This is a genomic window from Vibrio sp. D173a (genome assembly GCF_030248475.1).
On sequence record NZ_JAHGAH010000150.1, the window covers coordinates 1 to 21,635 of the forward strand.

Below are 21,635 nucleotides of genomic sequence, written 5' to 3' on the forward strand. Positions count from 1 at the left end.
AAGTGTCGTCTACTCGACGATAAGATTGATACGCTAAAAGAGTCGATCCGCACTGCCGATGCTAACAAAGATGGCAAAGCAGACTTCACGCGTTACGACACTTTCTCGTTGTGGGATACCTACCGCGCAGTTCAACCATTATCTTCGATTCTTGAGCCTAACCGCCTAGCCGACGTGGTGCTGTCTATGCTGTCTTACGCCGAAGAAGAATGGGTGGATGACAAAGGCAACGTGCGCAAAGGTCGCCTGCCAGAGTGGACGTTCAAAGGCAACGAAACGGGCATGATGATGGGCATGCACTCAACGCCTGTGATTCATGATGTGTTGTCGAAAGGCTCACTAGAAAAACGCATGATCGACCTTGGCTTCACAGAAGCAGAACGCAAAGACGTCAAAGAGCGCTTAGTTGAAGCAATGATCACTGACGCACGCGCCGCAACTAGTCAAGGCGTTGCATGGATCAAAGAGTACGAGCAACAAGGTTACGTGCCAGCGCAATTACACGATACTCCACCAGATTCTTACGGTGGTCACTCACCATTTAAAGGCTCTTGGACAGCATCTTACTCGCTTGAATACTCAATGAACGACTGGGCAATCGCGCAATCGATCAAAGAAGTATTCGGTGAAGAAGACCCACGCTACACCGAGTTCGCTAACCGTTCTAAAAACTGGCAAGCACAATTCGACTTCGGTGGTAAGCAATACCAAGGTTGGTTCAAAGCCCGTGACTATGATGGCGAGTTTATCGATGCAGGTTGGGTAGACCCAATCACTGGTCGCGCGGTGGGTAAAGACTGGCGTCCCGACATGTTTAACTGGGCATTCTCTGAATCGAATGGCTGGCAATACTCGTTCAGCGTTCAACACGACATTCATGGCTTGATTGACCTGATGACACGCTTCGACAAAACACAAAACCCTGAAGCAGAACGCGGTGACTTATTCGCAGCGCGCTTGGATGAGTACTGGTCAACCTACCCAGACCGTAATGCAGGCGACAACCAATTCCCAGTGTTCAACACAGGTAACGTTGGTCAGCACGTTCAAGGTAACGAACCAGATATCCACGTTCCCTACTTGTACAACTACGTAGGTCAACCTTGGAAAGGTCAGGCAGCCATCGCCGCAGCAACCAACATTTGCTACAAGAACACCGCTGACGGCATTTGTGGTAACGACGACTTCGGTACGCTCTCTGCGTGGTTCGTGTTCCGTGCGCTTGGCTTCTACCCAGTAAACGCTTCTTCTGGCATCTACGAAATCGGTACTCCGCTGTTTGACAGCGCGTCTATTGATGTCGGCAATAACCAGAAGTTCACGGTTACCGCGAAGAACGTTAGCCGCGAAAACATCTTCATTCAGTCGGCTCGCTACAACGGTAAAGACTTCAACCGTACTTACCTGACTCATGACGAAATCATGTACGGCGGTGAGTTAGAGTTCGTGATGGGCGACAAACCAAATCAACGTTGGGGCTCTCTAGAGCAAGATCTTCCACCAGCACAAGGCATCGGTGAGTTCTTGCATGAAGACGAGATGCCTGCAGGTTCTCGTTAGTCCCAATAGTGACAACTCAGCCGGGGGAGCGCACCTCCCGGCTATCCCTACAAGCAAATTTTATAAGCAGTCCTTTATAAACAGTCTCTTATAGACACTTTTATATACGAATAACGACAAAACGGTATGCACATGTTTAAACGTAATCTTATCTCTTTGGCTATCCTGGTTGGTCTGACGGGTGGCTTGGCTGGCTGTAACAGCGACAACGATTCTTCCTCTTCACTGCCGGGCGATCCAATTGTTGATCTTGCGGTGTTGAAATACGTCGATCCTATGATCGGCACAGCAGCTTCAGGTCATACATTCCCAGGTGCGACGGTACCGGCAGGTATGGTTCAACTGTCCCCAGATACTTTCATCGGTTCTAACACAGACCATGAATCTGGTCTTAACCCTTGGCACTCGGCATCTGGCTACTGGGATTCATCCAACTACGAAACTGGCGAAGTAGTTAACACTGACGTTCCGCTGTACGGCTTCTCCCATACTCACCTTTCAGGTACAGGCGCAACGGACTTAGGCGACATCTTGGTTCTGCCATACGCAGACATGGCGAACACACAACTGAACTCTTTCGACAAAGCCAATGAAGAAGCAAGCGCAGGCTACTACAAAACCAAGCTAAACCAAGGTCAAATCGAAGTAGAACTGAGCGCAACCAAACGCGTTGGCTTGCACAAATACACCTTTGCTGATGGCGCGGACCGTAACGTGAAGTTCGATTTGGGCCATACCCTAATGAACAACAACGGCAAGTCTTTGAAGAACAAAGTAGAAGTGGTGGACGAATACACCATTCGCGGTCGTAAAACCTCAACTGGCTGGTTCCAAGGGCAAGATCACCAAGGTCAGGACATCTTCTTCTACGCGAAATTCAACCAACCAATCGCCAAAGCACTATTGGGCGAACAAGACCTAGAGCCAACGCGCGAAATGCGTAATGGTGCGGTTTACTCAGGCGATGACCTGACCGCTTACCTAAACTTCGGTACAGGCGAAGAGCCAATTGAAATCCGCGTCGGTATCTCTCCAGTTAACTGGCAAGGCGCACAGAAAAACTTAGAAGCGGAAGCACCAAGTTTCGACCTAGCAAAAGTAAAAGAAGACGCAGAATACGCGTGGGCTGAGAAGCTGGCGAAAATCAAAGTAGAAGGCGGCACAGACGCAGAGAAAACCAACTTCTACACTGGCATGTACCACATGATGATCGCGCCAATCGAGTTCTATGATGTGGATGGTCAATACGTGGATATGCTTGGCACAGTGCGCACACTGAAAGATGGCGACACACCAAACTACTCAATTTACTCAACGTGGGATACGTTCCGCGCGGTTCACCCAATGTGGACCATCATCGACCCAGACCAAGCAACGCTATACGTGAAAGACTTGATCCGTAAATCCAACGACGAGTTTGGTCTATTGCCGAAATGGGAAGGTCACGGCTCAGAAACCGGCACCATGATCGGCTACCCATCGGCAGCGATTCTTGGCGATGCGGTAACCAAAGGCTTGATTGATGCAGAGCAGGCTTACACGGCTTCAGTGAAATCAGCGCGTTACACACCGCATGAATACCCACAGATTCATGACGACATTCTAAGCTCACTTATGGCAGGTCAGTTGAACTACCACGAGAAAGAACAGTGTGTTCGTTACCCGAACTGGAACTCAGTGTCGTACTCGTTGGAATTCTCCTTCTACGATTGGACGATCGCAGAAATGGCAAAAGCCGCCGGCGATATGGACGCGTATGAAGAGTTCAAAGCTCGTTCTTACAACTCTTTGAAACACTGGGATGCGAAGGCAGGTAACGCAGACGGCACGGGCTTCTTTGTACCGACAGAGCTGAAAGAAGGCGACCCATGTGCGCTGAAATACGCTTCCACTGACTTCGACCCATACAAGTCTGACGCGTTCTACTACACAGAAGGTAACGCGTGGCAGTGGCAATGGGCGTTCATGCAAGACTTGGATAAGCTGACTGAAATCATGGGTGGCACGCAAGGTCTGAACGACAAGCTGAACAACCTATTTACTGCCGATCCAAATGGCGGCGAAGCACACCAAGACATGACAGGCTACATCGGTCAGTACATTCACGGTAACGAGCCTTCGCACCACGTCATCTACTTGTACAACCGTACTGAAGAGTCTTACAAGGCGCAGGAATACCTAGACCAAGTTTACGACCAGTTCTACAAACCGACGCCAGACGGCATCATCGGTAACGAGGACGTAGGTCAAATGTCGGCGTGGTACTTGATGTCAGCACTAGGCTTCTACCAAATCTCGCCAACCGATCCAACTTACAGCATCGGTCGTCCAATCTTCGACAAAGCGACGGTAGACATTGGCTCTGGCACCTTCACGGTAACGGCTGAAAACAACGGTCCAGACAACATGTACATCAAAGAAGTGACCATCAACGGTAAGCCTCTGGATGTGTACAACACCTTCCAGCATAGAGAATTCAAAGCTGGCGGCGAACTGCACTTCGTGATGACGGCTGACAAGCCTGAAGCAATGCAAGCCAACCTTGGCGAATAATGATTTTGAGGGGACCTCGTGTCCCCTTTTTCTCGTGGAATAAAAACAATGAAACTAAAAAGAACCCTACTCTCTACCGCAGTGTTAACCGCCATGCTTGGTCTTGCTGGTTGTGGCAGCGACTCTGATCCGGAAACTCCAGTTATCTCTACCCCTACTTTGGAATTCGTTGATACCTTGATCGGCACTAAAGGTCTTGGCAACGTTAACCCATCTCCAGTGATGCCAGAAGGTATGATTCAACCTTCACCAGATAACTTCGATCCAAACGGTTGGAATGGTAAAGGCTCGCCTGTTGAATACGATCCTGTGCACAGCCTTCTTTCTGGCTTCTCAATGACCCACATTTCCGGCGCAGGTAAAGGCGACCTAAACGACTTCGCTTTCTTGCCATACACAGGCTTTAATACCGATGCCGTAACCATGGATAAAAGCTCGGAAGTAGCAGAGGTTGGTTACTACTCGGTTGATCTTGTAGAAACCGGCGTAAAAGCTGAGCTGTCAGCAACCGACCGCGTGGCGTTCCAACGTTACACCTTCAAACCGGGTGAAGACCGCAAAGTACGTATCGACCTGCAACATGAACTGTTGGAGCAATACGGCAACCACTCTCGCAGCATCTACTACAAACGCGTTAACGACACTACCGTCGTAGGCGCACGTACCTCAAACGAATGGGGTCAATGGCAAACCGTGTTCTTCGCGGCAGAATTCTCTGATCCAATCATTGAAGAGAACCTGTACGCCAAGCTGGCTTCTGAGAGCAAACTGACTCCAACTGACGCTACGGAAGTCGGCTTGGAAGATTACCGCGGCTACGCAGAGCACAAACCAATGCCGGGCGAACCAGAACCTGATCCAGAACGTTTGGCAAAACGCGCAAACAATGTCCTAACGCACTTGAACTTTGGCAAGAGCGATGAGCCATTGGTGGTCAAGGTAGCGATTTCTGGCACTGGCGTTGACGGCGCACTGAAAAACCTAGAAGCAGACACCAACGGCTGGGATTTCGACAACGTCGTACAACAAAACCGCGTGGCTTGGGAAAACATCCTTGGCGAGTTTGAACTGGAAGGCGGCAACAAAGCTGACAAGACCATGTTCTACACCTCGCTCTACCGTACGTTTGTTGCTCCATTCCTATACCAAGACGTGGATGGCAAAGTGCACCAAGCAGAAGATGGCTTAGTGAACTACTCAGTGTACTCAATGTGGGATACCTTCCGCGCGGCACACCCACTGAAAACCATCATCGATAAAGACCGCGCGATTGAACACGCACGCGATCTATTGAACAAATACCAAACGGGCGGCGTACTACCAAAATGGGAACTGCACTCGGATTACACCGGTGAAATGGTCGGTCATCCTGCGGTCTCGGTTATCGCCGATATCATGGTCAAACACCCAGAAGCCTTTACCGCAGCTGAGTTTGATTTGGCGTTGAAAGCCGCTGACGAAACGGTCAACTTCAACCTTGATAAAACAGAGAGCTGGGTGCCTTACCAAGACGCTTGGAACGGTGACAAACGCTTCACGGTCATGACGCGTCATAACGACTACCAAGAAGACGTCGGCTTTATTCCAGCCAATACCAAATGGGCGCCGGATTCTGGCGACAAACCGGGTTATGTAGAAGGTTTGAAAGTCGATAAATACGACGAGCTTGTGAACGAGTCGGTGTCTTACGGTCTTGAGAATGCTTACTACGACTGGTGTATCGCTCAGATCGCTAAACTTGCGGGCAACGACCAACAGTACGACCGCTACATAGCACGTTCTGAATCGTTCAAGAACTACTTCGATTACAACCCAGAACAATACGGCAAACTGCAAGACACCAAAGGCAACGCATTGGGTGCGACGGGCTTTATGCGTCCGGCTTACATGAACAGCGGCAGCAAAGTTTGGGCAAACAACCTGAAAGCCGCATGTTTGGACGAGAACATGGCGCTGTCTATCCCAGACGGTATGGACTACAACGCGTGTAAAGACCGCAAAGCACTCAACGAAAGCGATGTGTTCTGGCCTTACCGTGCCGAGCACCGTGGTGAAGACTTCACCGAAGGCAATACATGGCAATGGACATGGTTTGCACCGCACAACCTCAACGGTCTAGCCAACGTGATGGGTGGCGAGCACATCGACCGTACTGACTTCTCTCTTCCTGAAAACGTAACCGAACAAGGCAAAGCGGCATTCTTAGCCAACTTGAATGCACTGTTTAATGCAGACTCCAACGCCGACACGAGCCAATCACACGACATGTCTGGCTACATCGGTCAGTTCGTGATGGGTAACGAGCCTGATCATCACGTGCCTTACCTATACAACTGGACGGCGGAACCTTGGAAGACACAAGAAATCGTCGACCAAGCGATGAACGAGTTCTACCACCCAACGCATGAAGGTCTGATCGGTAACGAAGACGTCGGTCAGATGTCGGCGTGGTATGTGATGTCTGCATTGGGCTTCTACCAAGTTACTCCAGGTGAAGCAAGCTACACCATCGGTCGTCCTCTGTTCGACAAAGCCGTGATTCCAGTCGCGGACGGTAAATTCACCATCACCTCAGAAAATAACAGCCAAGAGAGCATCTACGTGAAGTCGGTGACCATCAACGGCAAACAATTGAGTGACAACTTCAGCTTCGCGCACAGCGATTTGAAAGACGGTGGTGAGCTGCATTTCGTCATGACTTCAGACAAATCTGAAGCGATGAAAGCGCAGTAACCGATACCCATCCAAATAACGAAAGGGAGCATCTAGCCCCCTAAAAAACTTCACTTCAGTGGAACCATAAAAATGAAACTAAAAAGAACCCTTATCTCTACCGCTATACTCGCTGCCATGTTTGGTCTTGCTGGTTGTAACAGTGATGACGACAACAGTAAATCTGGTACTCCATCCCTCGACACCACACTAACTCAATACGTCAATCCATTGATTGGTACAGGCGCAGATGGTCACACCTTCCCAGGGGCGGTTGTGCCTTATGGTTTGGTACAACTTTCTCCTGATACCGAAATGGAAGGTTGGGGCTCTGCTGCAGGTTACTTCGACCACGGCAAGCTGACTGAAATCCCAGTGTATGGCTTCTCCCACACTCACCTTTCTGGCACAGGCATTACCGACCTTGGTGATATCTTAGTTCTGCCTTTCACCAAGAAAGAAAACGCCGTTTCCAATACCTTCGTTAAAGACAACGAAACCGCAGAAGCAGGCTACTACGCGGTTGAACTGAACAAAGGCGAAATCAAAGCCGAGCTAACCACCACGCAACGTGTTGGCTTCCACCGCTACACCTTCAAAGAAGGCACCACGCCACACATCAAGTTCGATTTAGACCACACTCTCAACAAAGGTCACTTCAACAACCGCACCATGAAGGGTGACTTAGAGTTCATCGACGCTTACACCATCCGCGGTTTACGTAGCTCGAACGGCTGGGCGAACAACCAGCACATCTACTTCTACGCCACCTTCAACCAGCCTATTGTCAAAGCCATCGCTTTAGTTGACGGCGCAGAAACGGAAATCGATGTAAACAACGACAACATCGACGCAGTGAAAACCATCGCTTACCTAGAATTCGCACCATCATCAACACCGCTAGAAATCCAAGTAGGCTTGTCACCAACAGGCACAGAAGGTGCGGAGAAGAACTTAGAAGCAGAAGCGAAAGACGTGTCATTTGATACTGCACGTGCTCAAGCCAACGACGCATGGCACCAAGAGCTTAGCCGCATGATGGTATCTGGCGGCACGGAAGATCAGAAAGAGATCTTCTACACCGCGCTTTACCACGCTTCTATCGCGCCAATGATTTTCCAAGATGTCGACGGTCAATACCCTGCGATGCGTACTCGTATTCAAAAAGACGCGGGCGACACACCAAACTACTCTGTGTACTCCATGTGGGATACCTTCCGCGCTGCGCATCCACTGAAAACCATCATCGACCCAGAACGTGCCGAAGAGTTTGCCAACGACCTGATTCGTAAATACGAAGACGGTGGCATCTTGCCGAAATGGGAGCTGCACAGCCACTACACGGGCACTATGATCGGCTTCCCTGCGGTCTCTATCATTGCTGACGCGATGGCGAAAGGCTTAGACATCGACCCACAACTGGCCAAAGAAGCGGCTGAATTTACGGTGCGTTACCACGAGGCATCTGAATTCCCAGATTGGACGGAAGACAACAACATCGGCGCAGCAAACGTTGTGCAAGTGAAGGTGTACGAAGAAAACGGCTTTGTTCATCACGGCTACTGGAACAGTGCGTCTTACACGCTTGAGTTTGCATATGGCGACTGGGCAATGGCCGAAATCGCGCGCATGGCTGGCGATGTAAAACTGCAAGAAGAGTTTATGACTCGCGCCGACAACTGGCTTAACCATTGGGATGCAGAGACGGGCTTCTTACGTCCAAAGAACCATCCGATGAGTTCATCACCAAACAAACCGCCTTTGGAGTTCAACCAACCGATTGATGAAGATCGTTTGGATGAGTGTGAAATGGTTGAATGGCCTGAAGGCTCAGGCGTGATGAAAGAGAAATGCCCGCTGCTACCATTCGACCCTTACTACGTGGACGAGTTTGCCTACACCGAAGGGAACGCGTGGCAATGGAAGTTCCAACCAATGCACGATTTCAACCGTCTGAAACAAGAAATCTACCAAGCAGACTTGGCACAAGGCAAAGACACCACGCCAGAGAAAGCCTTCCGTGAAGACTTGGACGAGCTATTTAATGCACGTTCTTCAAACACAGGTGAAGAGCTGCCAGACCTAACGGGTTACATCGGTCAGTACATGCACGGTAACGAGCCATCACACCACATTCCTTACCTATACGCGCTAACGGATGAGCCATGGAAAGCGCAAGAGTACCTAGACCGCATCATGTCAGAGATGTACACCAGCGAGCCAACTGGTTTGATTGGTAACGAAGACGTAGGTCAGATGAGCTCTTGGTACTTGATGTCGGCAATGGGCTTCTACCAAGTGACGCCTGCAGATCCGGTCTACACCATCGGTCGCCCTATGTTTGATGAAATCACCATTCCAGTGGAAGGCGGCGAATTCACAGTCATCGCAGACAACAACAGCCCACACAACAAGTACGTGAAGTCTGTAACCATCAACGGTAAACCGCTGGATGCCAACTTCACCTTCAAGCACAGCGAAATCAAAGCGGGCGGCGAGCTTCAATTCGTCATGACGGGTGACAAGCAAGAAGCGCTTCAAGCTCAGTAACGTTTTATGTAATTCGTGTTTAAAGAATAAGCAGATAGATTAACTCAGTGGCAGGAAGTGATCCGCTTCCTGCCTAAGGAATCAATATTATGAACTTTACGAAAACCGCTATCGCCACCGCAGTAATTGCAAGTGTTATTGGTTTGGCTGGCTGCAACGATGACGACGATAACACCTCACCAAGCGTCGATACTTCCAACCTAAGATACGTCGACCCATTCATTGGTACCGGCTTTAACGGACACACCTTCCCGGGTCCTATTGTGCCAGAAGGCATGGTACAACTTTCTCCAGATACCGAGCTGATCGGCTGGCACTCTTCATCAGGTTACCACTTCGATAAAAAGACCCTGTTTGGCTTCTCCCACACTCACCTATCCGGCACCGGGATGGGCGGTTTAGGTGACATTCTGTTCCTGCCGTTTACCGAAGATAAAGCTAAATACATCGAAGACAGCGACGACTACCGCGAAGCGATTTCAGTCAAGATGGACAAAACCTCAGAAGTGGCAGAAGCGGGTTACTACTCTGTGAAGATTGCAGAGAACGGTATCAAAGCTGAGCTTACAGCTTCTGAACGTGTCGGCTTCCATCGTTACACCTACCCCCAAGGTCAACCACAACGTCTAAAGATAGACCTCAACTCCATCCTTAACAGTGACTGGGGTTCGACCTCTCTGCGCAACAAACTGACGGTGAGCGAAGACGGTCATACCATTACGGGCGAGCGCGATGCAGCGCACTTCTCTGGTTGGGCGAAAAACCAAAAAATCTTCTTCTATGCGACTTTCGATAAGAAGATCAAAGACGTCTACATCCTTGCCAATGGTGAGCCTGTTGACGGCCTAACGGCAGAGCATGTTTCTGAATTGATTTACGATGACCAAGGCAATGCCATCAAACGTGTCAAAGCGGACGTTACTGCCTACATCGAATTTGAAGATGAAGGCTCACAGGAGTTGAACGCGCAAGTAGCGTTATCTGCGGTTGACCCACAAGGTGCAGAAAACAACTACGATGCCGAAGCGAATGTCTCTTTCGATACTGCGCGCAACAACGCACGTGAGAAATGGGCAAAAGCACTCAACTTCTCTATCGAAGGGGGCACCGAAGATCAGAAAGAGATCTTCTACACCGCGCTTTACCACACCAAGATTGCGCCGATGGTGCATCAAGACGTAGATGGTAGATTCCGTGGCATGGGCAAAGGCTCGATTCGTGGAGGCGAAGGGGAATACTCCATCGCTTACGGTCAAGCAACGGAAGAACAGCCAAACTTCTCGGTTTACTCTCTATGGGATACCCAACGCGCGTTACACCCACTGAAAACCATCACAGAGCCAACTCGCGCGGTGCAATACGCGAAGAACCTAGTTCAGAAGTACACTGAAAGCGGCTTGCTACCGAAATGGGAGCACTTAGGTGACGAAACAGGCACCATGGTGGGCTACCCAGCGGTAGCAGTGATTGCGGATGCAATGACCAAATTCCCAGAAGAGTTTACTCAACAAGAGAAAGAGCTGGCGCTGAAAGCCGCGATCGACTCTTCGACTTACGACAACTACCCGGTACTGCAAGCAGATTGGGATCAGGGCGTATTGGATCGCACTTTAACCAAGCACATCGATTACATTGAGAAAAACGGCTTCACGCCTGCTATCCAACGTATCGATGGTGAGCCAGTATTTGAAGACTACACGGTTGAGTCTGTTTCTTACGGTCTGGAAAACGCGTTCTACGATTGGGCCATCGCGCAAATCGCCAAAGCAGCCGGTGATACTCAAGCGGAAGAGCAATACCTTGAACGCTCAAAAGGCTACAAAAAGTACTTCGATTACAACCCGACGGAATACGCAGAGCATGGCGTGACGGGCTTTATGCGCCCAGTGATGATTGATGAAACCTTCATGACGCCATTCGACCCATACGGCACAGAACACGAAACAGGCAACTACACCGAAGGTAACGCGTGGCAGTGGACTTGGTTTGTACCGCATGACATCGCGGGCTTAAAAACCATCATGGGTGGCGATGCTGAGTTCCAGAAAAACCTAGAAGCAACCTTCACCGCAGAAAGCCAAGGCACTGAAACACCGGATATGTCTGGTTTGATTGGTCAAGTTGCGTTTGGTAACGAGCCTTCACACCATATTCCTTACCTATTCAACTGGACCGCAGAACCATGGAAGACACAACAAGTCGTCGACCACATTCTTGATGACATGTATTTCGCTGCCCCAGAAGGCGTAGTTGGTAACGAAGACGTGGGCGCCATGTCCGCTTGGTATGTGATGTCTGCATTAGGCTTCTACCAAGTGAACGCAGCAGAACCTATTTACACTGTGGGTCGTCCGCTATTTGACAAAGCAGTGATTCCGGTGAAAGGCGGCACGTTCACCATCACCACAGAGAACAACGCCGATGACAACATGTACATCAAGTCCGTCACCATCAATGGCAAAGCTTTGGATAACGGTTTCTTCTTCGACCATTCCAAGTTCAAACCGGGTGGTGAGTTGCACTTCGTGATGACGGGCGATCAATCAGAAGCGATGAAAGCGCCTCAATAAACCTCTATCACTCTTCACTCTTCACTCTTCCCTCTTCCCTCTTCAAAGGTCAGTTCGCAAGCGCTGACCTTTTTTCATAAACAAATCAATCGATGTTCTGACCAATACGCCACAACACGCCACTAGGATCGTGCAAACAGAACTCTCGCATCTTCCAAGGTTGATCAATCAGTTCCGTCATCTTGGCTCCGAATGACGCCAGATCATTACTCGAAACATGTTCATGCCAACTGGCAACATCTTCCACCAACAAATGCATCATGAAATTATTGCAGTGTTTTGGCTCATAAAAATCTTGCAACAAGAATGAGCAACTGCCCTTGAAGAAGTACGCCACACCACCAAAATCCGAAGGCATCTCAAAACCCAACGCCAGATAAAAACGCTTTGATAGCTCATAATCTTTCGCCGGAACAAAAGATTTAATTTCAACAATATTGAGGTTTTCCATTTCCTAAATTTCCATTATGTAGCACGTATTCAACCACTCTAGGTAACTCAGCGCGCCCTGACTAGGGTCTCTCTCTGTTTCTTAGGTGCAAGGCACACACTCCGCCATTTGGTTTTGCAGCCAATGGACAAATTTTTGTTCCAGTTCAGAACGTGCTTTGTCTTGAGTCAATAAGACATAGTCATGCCCTGACGGCACAAAACCAAATGGCGCGACAAGGTTGCCACGTTTGAGATCGTCCATCACCAAAGGATAAGAACCCATCGCCGCGCCTAAGCCATCCACCGCAGCTTGAATGCAGAAATAAAAGTGTGCGAAAGACTGTTCTGCTTTTCCGTTTATCGACGCTTCACCAGATCGCTGCATCCATTCGTGCCAAGCTTCAGGTCTGGTTTGGCTGTGTAATAGCTTCACGGAGTTCAAATCACTTTTCACTTGCTGCCAGTAATCAGGTGAAAACACTGGACCTACCCACTCTTCCACCAGCTTGGTTTTGGGGTAGTGATACAAAGGCTCAAAGTCATCTCGACGAATTGCCATAGCAAGCCCTGTCGAGCCGAGCGTTACAGGCCCTCCCGCAGTCGAAAGCCGAACGTCTGCGTCACAATCATCATTAAACGTGGAAAGCCTCGGCATCAACCAACGCATGGTTAACGTTGGCTCACAAGAGACTTCAAGGTATTGATGCTTTTCCTGCACCAGCTTGTTCACGCCAGTCTCCAACGCTTGGAATGCTTGCTCGGTATAGCTTTTCAGCATCTCACCCTCTTTAGTGAGCAGCATATTACGCCCCTGTTTGTAGAACAGAGGCTGAGCCAGATAGGTCTCCAACACTTTGATCTGCTTACTCACTGCGCCATGCGTAATATTGAGCTTATTTGCTGCCTCACTAAAACTCGCAGACGATGCTGCGACATGGAAAACATGAAAGGATTTAAGATGCCTCATCTGTGACTTTTTCTCACACTTAGCGGAATTTGTTTCGATTATAGTCTCCGAACTCTCGACCTACAATTGCCCCATTCATAACAACGAAGAAACAGGAAACACCATGGAGCTTTTCAGCCTTGCCTTATTGGGCATACTCATTGTCATCAGTCCCGGAGCCGATTTTGTATTGGTTCTTATAAACAGCCTCAACAGGGGCAGACAAGCGGGAATTTGGAGTGCCGTGGGCATTAGTCTTGCGATTTCGGTGCACATTACCTATTCATTGCTTGGCATCAGTTACTTAATTTCACAGAACGAATGGTTGTTCAGCTTGATTCGCTACCTAGGTGCGGCTTATCTGATCTATCTCGGATTGAAAGGGATTTTTGGGGCCGATTCTCAACAGAAAATAGAGGGGGAAACACAAGAAAGCATCTCCATTTGGCAGTTCTTTTTCCAAGGCTTTTTGTGCAATGTACTTAACCCAAAAACCATGTTGTTCTTCTTGAGTATCTTTAGCCAAGTCATCGATCCGAATACAGAATCGCAGCACCTAGCTTTGGGTTACGGTGTCTACATGATTGCGCTACACGGGATTTGGTTTTCTATGGTTGCCATCTTGTTTACCTCACCGCGATTACAGAGCTTATTACTGCGCGTGAAACATAGGTTGAACCAAGCTTGTGGCGCTGGATTATTGGTGTTTGGTGCCATGTTGGGATTGAAGTCATAACACGCTGAGTTACGACATTTCGACCGATGCCACATCGAAGTTTGATAATCGCACGTATAATCTTCGTCAGAACGATTAAGGGCAATTGACCTTGAGGAAAGGAACTCAATGAAAAAACTACTTCCGATTGTATTCACTTGTTTGAGCTTAGCTTTCACCGCACCATCGGTATTTGCTTCTGAACGTGCAGCGCAGGGTTGGCAATGGATTGAGCAAGGCGCAATGATTGTCGATGTGCGCACACCGCAAGAGTTTGCCGATGGTCACTTGGACAATGCGGTTAACTTTCCGCTTTCAGAGTTAGATAAACACTTTGCTAATGTCGATAAAGATACGCAAATCGTACTTTACTGCCGAAGTGGTAATCGCTCAGGGCAAGCGTATCAGTACCTACAATCACAAGGGTTTACCAACCTTCATAACGCGGGTGGCTTAGTTGAGATGCAAAAATCGAAGTAACGACCAAGTTGCCGTAAAAGAGCAAAAAACCGCAGCGATCATCGACGCGTTCCTAAAACACGGTGGTCAAACAGAGCGTGAAGCGAAAGATATCCAAGGCATCTTTGTGGATACCGCGGCTGAGCTAAATCAATAACAGAATTTGGTTCATCCTCGACCTAAGGCACCAACAGTCCGTTGGTGCCTTTTCTATTTACAAACGCTGAGGAATCTTATTGCGTGAAAAACGATTAAATCATTCGTTTATTGCAAACTTGGCTTTTCGACAGCAATGTTAGAAACAAAATTGCGCGCGCGAAGAAATACAATGGAGACAGTTAAACAATAGCCAGATCATTAGAGAAACGAGGTCCTCCATGAATCAACTTACCGACGAAAACCAAAAACGATTTGTTGCCGTAATCAGTAAAAAAGTCGAAGTGGGACGCGCCGTTAACGTAGTAGGACACTTGAGTGTAAGCCTTGCGAATCAACTTTCTGATGGCGACGCAGTCTACACCGACTACTACGACCTCGACGACAATGTTCATCCAAATATCTCGCACTATCCGTTTATCGTCTTGAGATCGGATAACGCCAACAAAATCAGAAAGCTTCGCCAAGAAGTTCTCGATAAAGGCATCCCCTTTTCCGATTTCACTCATACCATGGTAGAAGGCGGCTCTGAAATACAACAGCAAACAACCAAAAACACGCCAGAAGCTGAATTAGAATACTTGGGTATTTGCTTGTTCGGCGAGACTGAAACACTTCGAGAATTGACCAAGAAGTTCAGCTTATATCGCTAACACATAGAGATCAGCTTCCTTGTTCCCTAACCAAATGGTTCTTAATAGGAAGTCGAGCTAGCAATGTCGCCTCAGAGACACAACAAAAAAGCCAAACTGGGTAGTTTGGCTTTTCATCAAAATCATTCTTGTACCTAGGCATCAAGCCTACAGAACAAGAGAGCTGAAAGTTTATCGACGGCGGTTGTTAAAACGAGCACGATCTGAGCGTTGCTTTCCTGAACGCTCTTTGTGGGCAGATGCTGCCTTCGCTTGTGAAGCCAGGATCGATTCAACCGTCAGTTCCATTGGCTCACGCGGCTCCAATCCATGACGGAAAGTACGTGCACGTGGTGGCAGGTTGTACTCGTATTCAGACGCCTTTGGCATGCGCTTGTAACGGTATAGGTAGAAGTTTTCTACACGCTCGCGAGCCCATTCTGTTTTCTTCAGGTATTTAACACTGCTCGCAATGCTTGGCTTAGTGTTAAAACAGTTCATACGCATTGCTGTGTCGAGGATTTCCCAACCGTAATGGTCAACAAGCTGTTGCAACATGTCTTCCAATTTTAGACCGTGCAGTGGGTTGTTCTTCTGCAGTTCAATACGTTCTTCGTCGGTCATAAATTCATGGCTCATGAACGGCTCCTTAATTATGGGTAGTAAGCATGGTACTCACCACCTTACCTTTATTAGGTTTAGATTAATTCATCATAGTGAACAAGCCATCAAAGTCTCTGTTTAACAGGTATATCTTCTTGGCTTGTTCAAAATTATATGGCTTAGCTACGTTGGTTACGCGGCACTCAACACTTTTTGCTGATGTGCCATGTACTCTTCGAACGTACCTTGGAAGCTCACTAGCTTTTTGTCTTTCACATCAATGATCGACGTCGCCAAAGACGATACGAACTCACGGTCATGACTAACGAAGATCAAAGTACCAGTGAAGTCTTTTAATGCGCTGTTCAGTGCTTCGATGGCTTCCATATCCATGTGGTTGGTTGGCTCATCCATGATCAGCACGTTGATGTCTTGCATCATTAGCTTACCAAACAGCAGACGGTTCTTCTCACCACCCGAGCAGTTTTTCGCTTTTTTGTTGGCGTCGTCAGCGGTAAATAGCAAACGACCTAGAATGCCACGCACCATTAGGTCATTATGCTTCACGGTACGCCACTGCGAGATCCACTCAAAGATGGTCAGATCATTATCAAAATCTGCACTGCTGTCCTGTGGGCAGTAACCAATCGAAGCGTTTTCAGACCACTTTACTACGCCCTGAGTTTGCTCTAGTTCGTTCACTAGGCAACGCAGCAAGGTCGTTTTACCCACACCGTTTTCACCGATGATCGCAAGGCGAGTGCCTGCTTCGAGTAACAAGTTGCCTTTTTCAAACAACAGCTCATCACCAAACGAGTGACCAAGGTCTTGCAGTTCCAACGCTAAGCGATGCAGTTTTTTGCCCTCACCGAAATCAATCGATGGGCTAACACGGCTACTTGCTTTCACTTCATCGAGTTGGATTTTTTCCATCTTCTTAGCGCGAGAGCTGGCTTGTTTTGCTTTCGATGCATTCGCACCAAAACGGTTTACGAACTCTTGAAGTTCGTTGATTTCTGCGGTTTTCTTCGCGTTAGAAGCCAATAACTGCTCACGACGAAGACCAGATGCTTCAAGGAAGTATTCATAGTTGCCAGGGTAAATGCGCAACTCACCGTAATCGATATCTGCCATGTGAGTACACACAGAGTTTAAGAAGTGACGGTCGTGCGAGATGATGATCATCGTACATTTACGTTGGTTCAACTCTTCTGCCAACCAGTTGATGGTGTGAATATCCAAGTTGTTGGTTGGTTCGTCGAGCAACAAAATATCAGGGTTTGCAAACAGGGCTTGCGCCAAAAGCACACGCAGTTTCCAGCCCGGAGCAACTTGCTGCATCAAACCAAAATGCAGCTCTTCTTCAATACCCGCTTGAAGCAAAATATCGCCAGCACGGCTTTCTGCGGTGTAGCCGTCCATTTCTGCGAATTCGCTTTCAAGCTCAGCGACTTTCATGCCGTCTTCTTCACTCATTTCTGGTAATGAATAGATGCGGTCACGTTCCTGCTTCACTTCCCAAAGCTTGCGGTCGCCCATGATCACAGCGTCAATCACGCTGTATTGCTCGAACGCAAACTGATCTTGGCTCAATACGCCCAGCTTCAGCCCCGGAGTAATAGACACATTGCCTGAGCTTGGCGCTAGTGCTCCACTCAGGATTTTCATAAATGTCGACTTACCACAGCCGTTTGCGCCAATCAGACCATAACGGTTGCCGTTGCCAAATTTAGCAGAGATATTTTCGAACAGTGGCTCGGCACCAAATTGCATGGTGATATTGTTTGTACTAATGATAGCGGCGTCCTCGAAGGAGATTTCTTTTAAATAACCAGTTGTTAATTCACTTTCGAGATACGGTGAGACAAGGGCATATTGAAAGTGGCCGCCATTCTATCTGATTCGTTCAATAGGTGATATAGATCACGCTAATGTTGCGAAGGATTTTTATCAAAAATAAAGCGTGGCTTTAACCACGCTTTGCTTATTAACGACATCTTGGATTAAAAATCGAGATGGTAATTGTTGTTGGATTGGTTCAACGAAATCACCCAGTTCTTCTCAGATTCACCGGCATTCATTGGTACCCATTGTGCGTACAACTTGGTCCAATTGCCATTCACCTCTAACTCAACCTGATTGGTTCGGGTTGGATAAATGGTGGTGATGCGTGACATTGGGTCTGCAATCACATCACCGTTTTCAGCCATAAACGCCTCTCTGGTGTAAAGATGCAATGCACCATCAGAAGCCCCTTGGTAGTTCACAGACAAGGTAATGGTCTCGCCAACATCAAAGGAAAAGTCACGTTGTGCCACAATGTCTTGGGTTCCTTTAATAGGATCATCCGACGCCTCAGGAGGAGGAGTTGAAGAACCTCCACCGCCTCCGTCACCACCTCCACAGGCAACGGCAAGCAATGAAACAAAAATAATGGTTAGCAGCCTTGTAAAGATATTCATGGGATGCTCCTTGCTATTCCGTAGCTGAGATAACTTTGCCACTCGCTGGTGCGTTGTACCAACTGGTGTCCGTTTCGCCACTGCTGGTTACCCATGCTGGGAATCCTGTGTAGGCATGGCTGATGTCTGTTTTCTCGGTTGGGTGATCCCATTCATCACGAATGTTGATTGCCCAAGGCATGTTGTTGCTGGTTAGGAAATATTCCGAGCCGCCTGTGTCATCATCATGCAGGTTGAACAATGCGTTATTCATGTCCCCAGTGCCTGAGAATGTCTTAAAGTGGGTTTGCCATGTAATGCCAGGGAAAGTCGCAACAAAGTCCCCGTGGTAGGTACCTTCTGCCGCAAAGATGAATGAGTCATATGGCGGGTAACCGATTTGATCTCGTGCGACTGGCGTGGTCAGTTCGACGACCATCTGGTAGCTGAGGATGTCGGTCGCTTGCTGATTCAAGCAATTGCTCTGAGTACGGTAATAAGTACAACCTGAAGTCAGAACACCAAGCGCATCCAGTTCAGCTCTTAAATCCTCCGATACCACCAACACGGTTTCGCTGCCAGATTGAAGCACCGTATGCTCCACTGCTTGCCCATTTTTGGACACCGTTACCGATGCCACGTTGGATGAATCCACATTAGGCAACTTCACGGCAAAACCATTGGAATAACCCGCCCCCATTGCTTGTAGGGTGTAATCGACGGTAATGGTCTTTAATTCACGTTGGCCATTCAAAAGTTCGGTCACACGATAGCGCCACACCACATCGTTAAAGTCGTAGTCACCTATGCACGGCCAGCGATCTTCGAACGCCATCGTTGCGTAAGTGTCGGAACTTGGATAAACCGAGGTAACAGTCACGTCAGGGTCATTTTCTTGAACAAGAACTTCGTATTTCGAGTCAGTGGTGCCGTCGGTGTTCACACCATCAACTGCCGTGAAAGGTGTCACTTCAACAGTAAAAATTAGGTCATTAAAATCGTTGTCTCCACTAGGGCGTTGAATGTCCTCAAACCCCAAGACTAGGAATTCATTCTCAGTGTCCAGGAACGCTACATTGTGCCTACGGTAATCAGCAGTCGCTTCTGGGTTTAGACTGGATAAACTGTAAAAAGGGGTATTCCAAGGGCCAAGGTAAGGAATGGTGTTATATGTACTCACATACCAACCATTTGGAATCAAGAAGAATGCTAACGTTTGGCCCGCGGTGAGTTGTATATCCAGATTGATCGTGTCCCCTTCTTGCATATCACCGTCAGGAGCTTTGGAGGTGTTAGGGAAAATCACCATGTGAGCGGCAATATCATCTTTGGTCGCTGGGGGGTTGTCTGTGTCATAAACAAAGTATCCGAGGGTATTTCGATATCCAGCCCCTTCGTTTAGGAATGTTACGGACGCAGTTGCGTATTCAGCACCATCAAGTTCGTCATCGATATCGATGTTTGAATAACGCTCCGGTGCAATAAACGCACTGTTAACGTAAGTGCCTTCTGGAAGCATCGAATAGACATTTGAGAGCGTATCGTGAGGTAAAGAGTCCGCAATGGATACAGTCTCTAAAGGCTTGCCTTTAATGGTGTAATTTGAGTTGTCGCTGCCTGATTCGAACGATAAATCACTGGTAGTGAGTGCGTATCCGGACATCGATATGCAGCAACTGGTCAGCGCAATCAGTTTCCCTGCTTTCATGTTATTCCCCCTCATCAACTGAATCGTTGGTTTTAGAGGGTTAACGCAAATATGATACCGAAATAACTTCGTTATAAAACATGAATTTATATTTGTTTTAATGTCATTCTCATTTTGAGAATTAAGCTGATAGGCAAAGTGAAGCGAAATGGGAAGAGAAGAAAGAAATACGAAAGGTGGACACATGAAACAAAAAAAGCGCCCCGAAAGACGCTGTTAATATCAATTAGTATGAATCTATGAACGCGCAGTCATTGGGTGGCTTGGACTCATTTCTAGCAAATCCCACAGGTTGCCATAGAGATCTTCAAATACGGCGACTGTGCCGTAGTCTTGCTCCGCTGGCGGGCGAACAAACTTAATACCCTGCTCTACCATTCGATTGTAGTCACGCCAGAAGTCATCGGTATTCAAAAATAGGAACACACGTCCACCGGTTTGATTACCGATGAAGTCATGCTGCTCTGGCTTAGACGCTTTGGCTAGCAATAATGTCACACCATTAGAACCCGGTGGAGAAACCACAACCCAACGCTTGTCTTGCTCTGGTTGGTAAGTATCTTCCATCAGCTCAAACTTCAGCTTATTCACATAGAAATCAATCGCTTCATCGTAGTCTTTTACGACCAAAGCAATATGGATAATGGATTGTTTCATCGCGTTATACCTTGAGTTTGCCGCTGATTACCGTCTTTGCGGAGCCAATCAGTTTAATGCGTCCGTTTTCTAACAACTCGGTTTGTAAGTGGCCGCCACGCGCTGAGGCTTGATAAGCTCTAAACTGATTTTGACCGAGCTTCTGCGCCCAAAACTGAGTCAGTGCGCAATGCGCTGAGCCTGTAACAGGATCTTCGTTCACGCCTACCCAAGGAGCGAAATAGCGCGAGATAAAGTCGAGGTCTGGGGAGTTCGATTGAGCAGTGACCACCACGCCGCGCCCTTGAATGTTCTTTAATGCATCAAAGTTAGGCTCGAGTTCCAACAAGGTTTGTTCACTGTCGACTTCAATAAAGCCTTTGCTGTCAAACTGAGCGTAAGAAACCACTTGCTCCGCTTTTAATCCAAGCGCCGCTAGCAATGTAGCGTCTTGTTCAACATCCATTTCAAGCTGAGTCGAAGGAAAATCGAGCTCAATTGTCGACTCGTTTACTTTTGCATGAAGCTCACCAGAGAGAGTTTGGAAGGCAATGGTATCGCCAACCTTCGCTAATCCTTGTTCTTTTAAGATTTGCGCTGTGGCTAATGTGCCATGACCACATAGCGCCACTTCTACTTTAGGTGTGAACCAACGCAGTCGCATGTCTTTCAAACAGAGAAAAGCGGTTTCTGATACCGCCATTTCTTCAGCGATAGAGAACATCAATGCTTCTGGTAACGGTTCTTGTGAAAGGCAGACTCCTGCAGGGTTTCCTTTGAAAGGTTCGGTGGTGAAAGAGTCCACTTGGTAGATATCGAGATCCATGATGCGTTTCCTAATACTGCTATTTTGGCAAGATGCCAAACAGCTTATCGGTTTCATGGTAAAGCGACAATGCATGCCCTGATTGTTCTTGCAAAACACAAACAAAAGGCACCTTTCACGGTTAACTCCGATCAGT

General features: G+C 48.0%; 16 protein-coding genes and 1 pseudogene. 9 read left to right on the forward strand and 8 right to left on the reverse strand.

Annotation, left to right across the window (positions count from 1 at the left end; translation table 11 throughout):
- From KIV40_RS15960 to KIV40_RS15980, 5 genes are all read left to right on the forward strand, one after another.
- The coding region (locus tag KIV40_RS15960; RefSeq protein ID WP_285350184.1) for a glycoside hydrolase family 92 protein at positions 1–1,560 on the forward strand (1,560 nt) is incomplete at its 5' end.
- A 132-nt stretch (positions 1,561–1,692) separates the two neighbouring features.
- Positions 1,693–4,113 (forward strand): GH92 family glycosyl hydrolase, encoded by a 2,421-nt coding sequence (locus KIV40_RS15965; RefSeq protein ID WP_285350185.1) that lies wholly within the window; start codon positions 1,693–1,695, stop codon positions 4,111–4,113.
- A 48-nt stretch (positions 4,114–4,161) separates the two neighbouring features.
- Positions 4,162–6,846, forward strand: a complete 2,685-nt coding sequence (locus KIV40_RS15970) for a GH92 family glycosyl hydrolase (RefSeq protein WP_285350186.1) — start codon at positions 4,162–4,164, stop codon at positions 6,844–6,846.
- Positions 6,847–6,918: 72 nt separating this feature from the next.
- On the forward strand, positions 6,919–9,375 hold the full coding sequence (locus KIV40_RS15975; protein WP_285350187.1) for a GH92 family glycosyl hydrolase: 2,457 nt from the start codon (positions 6,919–6,921) through the stop codon (positions 9,373–9,375).
- A gap of 89 nt (positions 9,376–9,464) precedes the next feature.
- On the forward strand, positions 9,465–11,945 hold the full coding sequence (locus KIV40_RS15980; protein WP_285350188.1) for a GH92 family glycosyl hydrolase: 2,481 nt from the start codon (positions 9,465–9,467) through the stop codon (positions 11,943–11,945).
- 85 nt (positions 11,946–12,030) lie between these two features.
- Here KIV40_RS15980 and KIV40_RS15985 read toward each other — a convergent pair whose 3' ends face one another.
- Positions 12,031–12,396 (reverse strand): VOC family protein, encoded by a 366-nt coding sequence (locus KIV40_RS15985; RefSeq protein WP_012130012.1) that lies wholly within the window; start codon positions 12,394–12,396, stop codon positions 12,031–12,033.
- Between the two features lie 81 nt (positions 12,397–12,477).
- Positions 12,478–13,344 carry a LysR family transcriptional regulator gene (locus tag KIV40_RS15990; protein WP_012130013.1) on the reverse strand — a complete coding sequence of 289 codons (867 nt, stop codon included), beginning with the start codon at positions 13,342–13,344 and terminating at the stop codon, positions 12,478–12,480.
- 103 nt (positions 13,345–13,447) lie between these two features.
- Here KIV40_RS15990 and KIV40_RS15995 point away from each other — a divergent pair, with 103 nt between their 5' ends.
- From KIV40_RS15995 to KIV40_RS16010, 4 genes and pseudogenes are all read left to right on the forward strand, one after another.
- Complete coding sequence (locus tag KIV40_RS15995; RefSeq protein WP_285350190.1) at positions 13,448–14,059, forward strand: LysE family transporter; 612 nt, start codon at positions 13,448–13,450, stop codon at positions 14,057–14,059.
- A 108-nt stretch (positions 14,060–14,167) separates the two neighbouring features.
- Positions 14,168–14,518, forward strand: coding sequence for a rhodanese-like domain-containing protein (locus KIV40_RS16000; protein WP_012130015.1), 351 nt, complete (start codon positions 14,168–14,170; stop codon positions 14,516–14,518).
- A 16-nt stretch (positions 14,519–14,534) separates the two neighbouring features.
- Positions 14,535–14,654 (forward strand): annotated as a pseudogene (locus KIV40_RS16005) (enoyl-CoA hydratase/isomerase family protein); the annotation flags it as partial.
- Between the two features lie 220 nt (positions 14,655–14,874).
- Positions 14,875–15,306: a DUF2000 domain-containing protein gene (locus KIV40_RS16010; RefSeq protein ID WP_012130017.1), complete on the forward strand. Its 432-nt coding sequence runs from the start codon at positions 14,875–14,877 to the stop codon at positions 15,304–15,306.
- 171 nt (positions 15,307–15,477) lie between these two features.
- Here KIV40_RS16010 and KIV40_RS16015 read toward each other — a convergent pair whose 3' ends face one another.
- The 6 genes from KIV40_RS16015 to KIV40_RS16040 all read right to left on the reverse strand — a co-directional run bounded on the left by KIV40_RS16015 (position 15,478) and on the right by KIV40_RS16040 (position 21,499).
- A complete protein-coding gene (locus KIV40_RS16015; RefSeq protein ID WP_041853600.1) occupies positions 15,478–15,909 on the reverse strand; it encodes a VF530 family DNA-binding protein in 432 nt (143 codons plus the stop codon).
- A 171-nt stretch (positions 15,910–16,080) separates the two neighbouring features.
- Positions 16,081–17,685 carry an ABC-F family ATPase gene (locus KIV40_RS16020; protein ID WP_080514180.1) on the reverse strand — a complete coding sequence of 535 codons (1,605 nt, stop codon included), beginning with the start codon at positions 17,683–17,685 and terminating at the stop codon, positions 16,081–16,083.
- 206 nt (positions 17,686–17,891) lie between these two features.
- A complete protein-coding gene (locus KIV40_RS16025) occupies positions 17,892–18,350 on the reverse strand; it encodes a hypothetical protein (RefSeq protein WP_012130021.1) in 459 nt (152 codons plus the stop codon).
- A gap of 13 nt (positions 18,351–18,363) precedes the next feature.
- Positions 18,364–20,037, reverse strand: a complete 1,674-nt coding sequence (locus KIV40_RS16030; protein WP_021018111.1) for an LruC domain-containing protein — start codon at positions 20,035–20,037, stop codon at positions 18,364–18,366.
- Between the two features lie 237 nt (positions 20,038–20,274).
- A complete protein-coding gene (locus KIV40_RS16035) occupies positions 20,275–20,694 on the reverse strand; it encodes a VOC family protein (RefSeq protein ID WP_012130023.1) in 420 nt (139 codons plus the stop codon).
- A 4-nt stretch (positions 20,695–20,698) separates the two neighbouring features.
- Entirely contained in the window at positions 20,699–21,499 is an 801-nt protein-coding gene (locus KIV40_RS16040) for a PhzF family phenazine biosynthesis protein (RefSeq protein WP_285350192.1), read from the reverse strand.
- Positions 21,500–21,635: the final 136 nt, after the last annotated feature.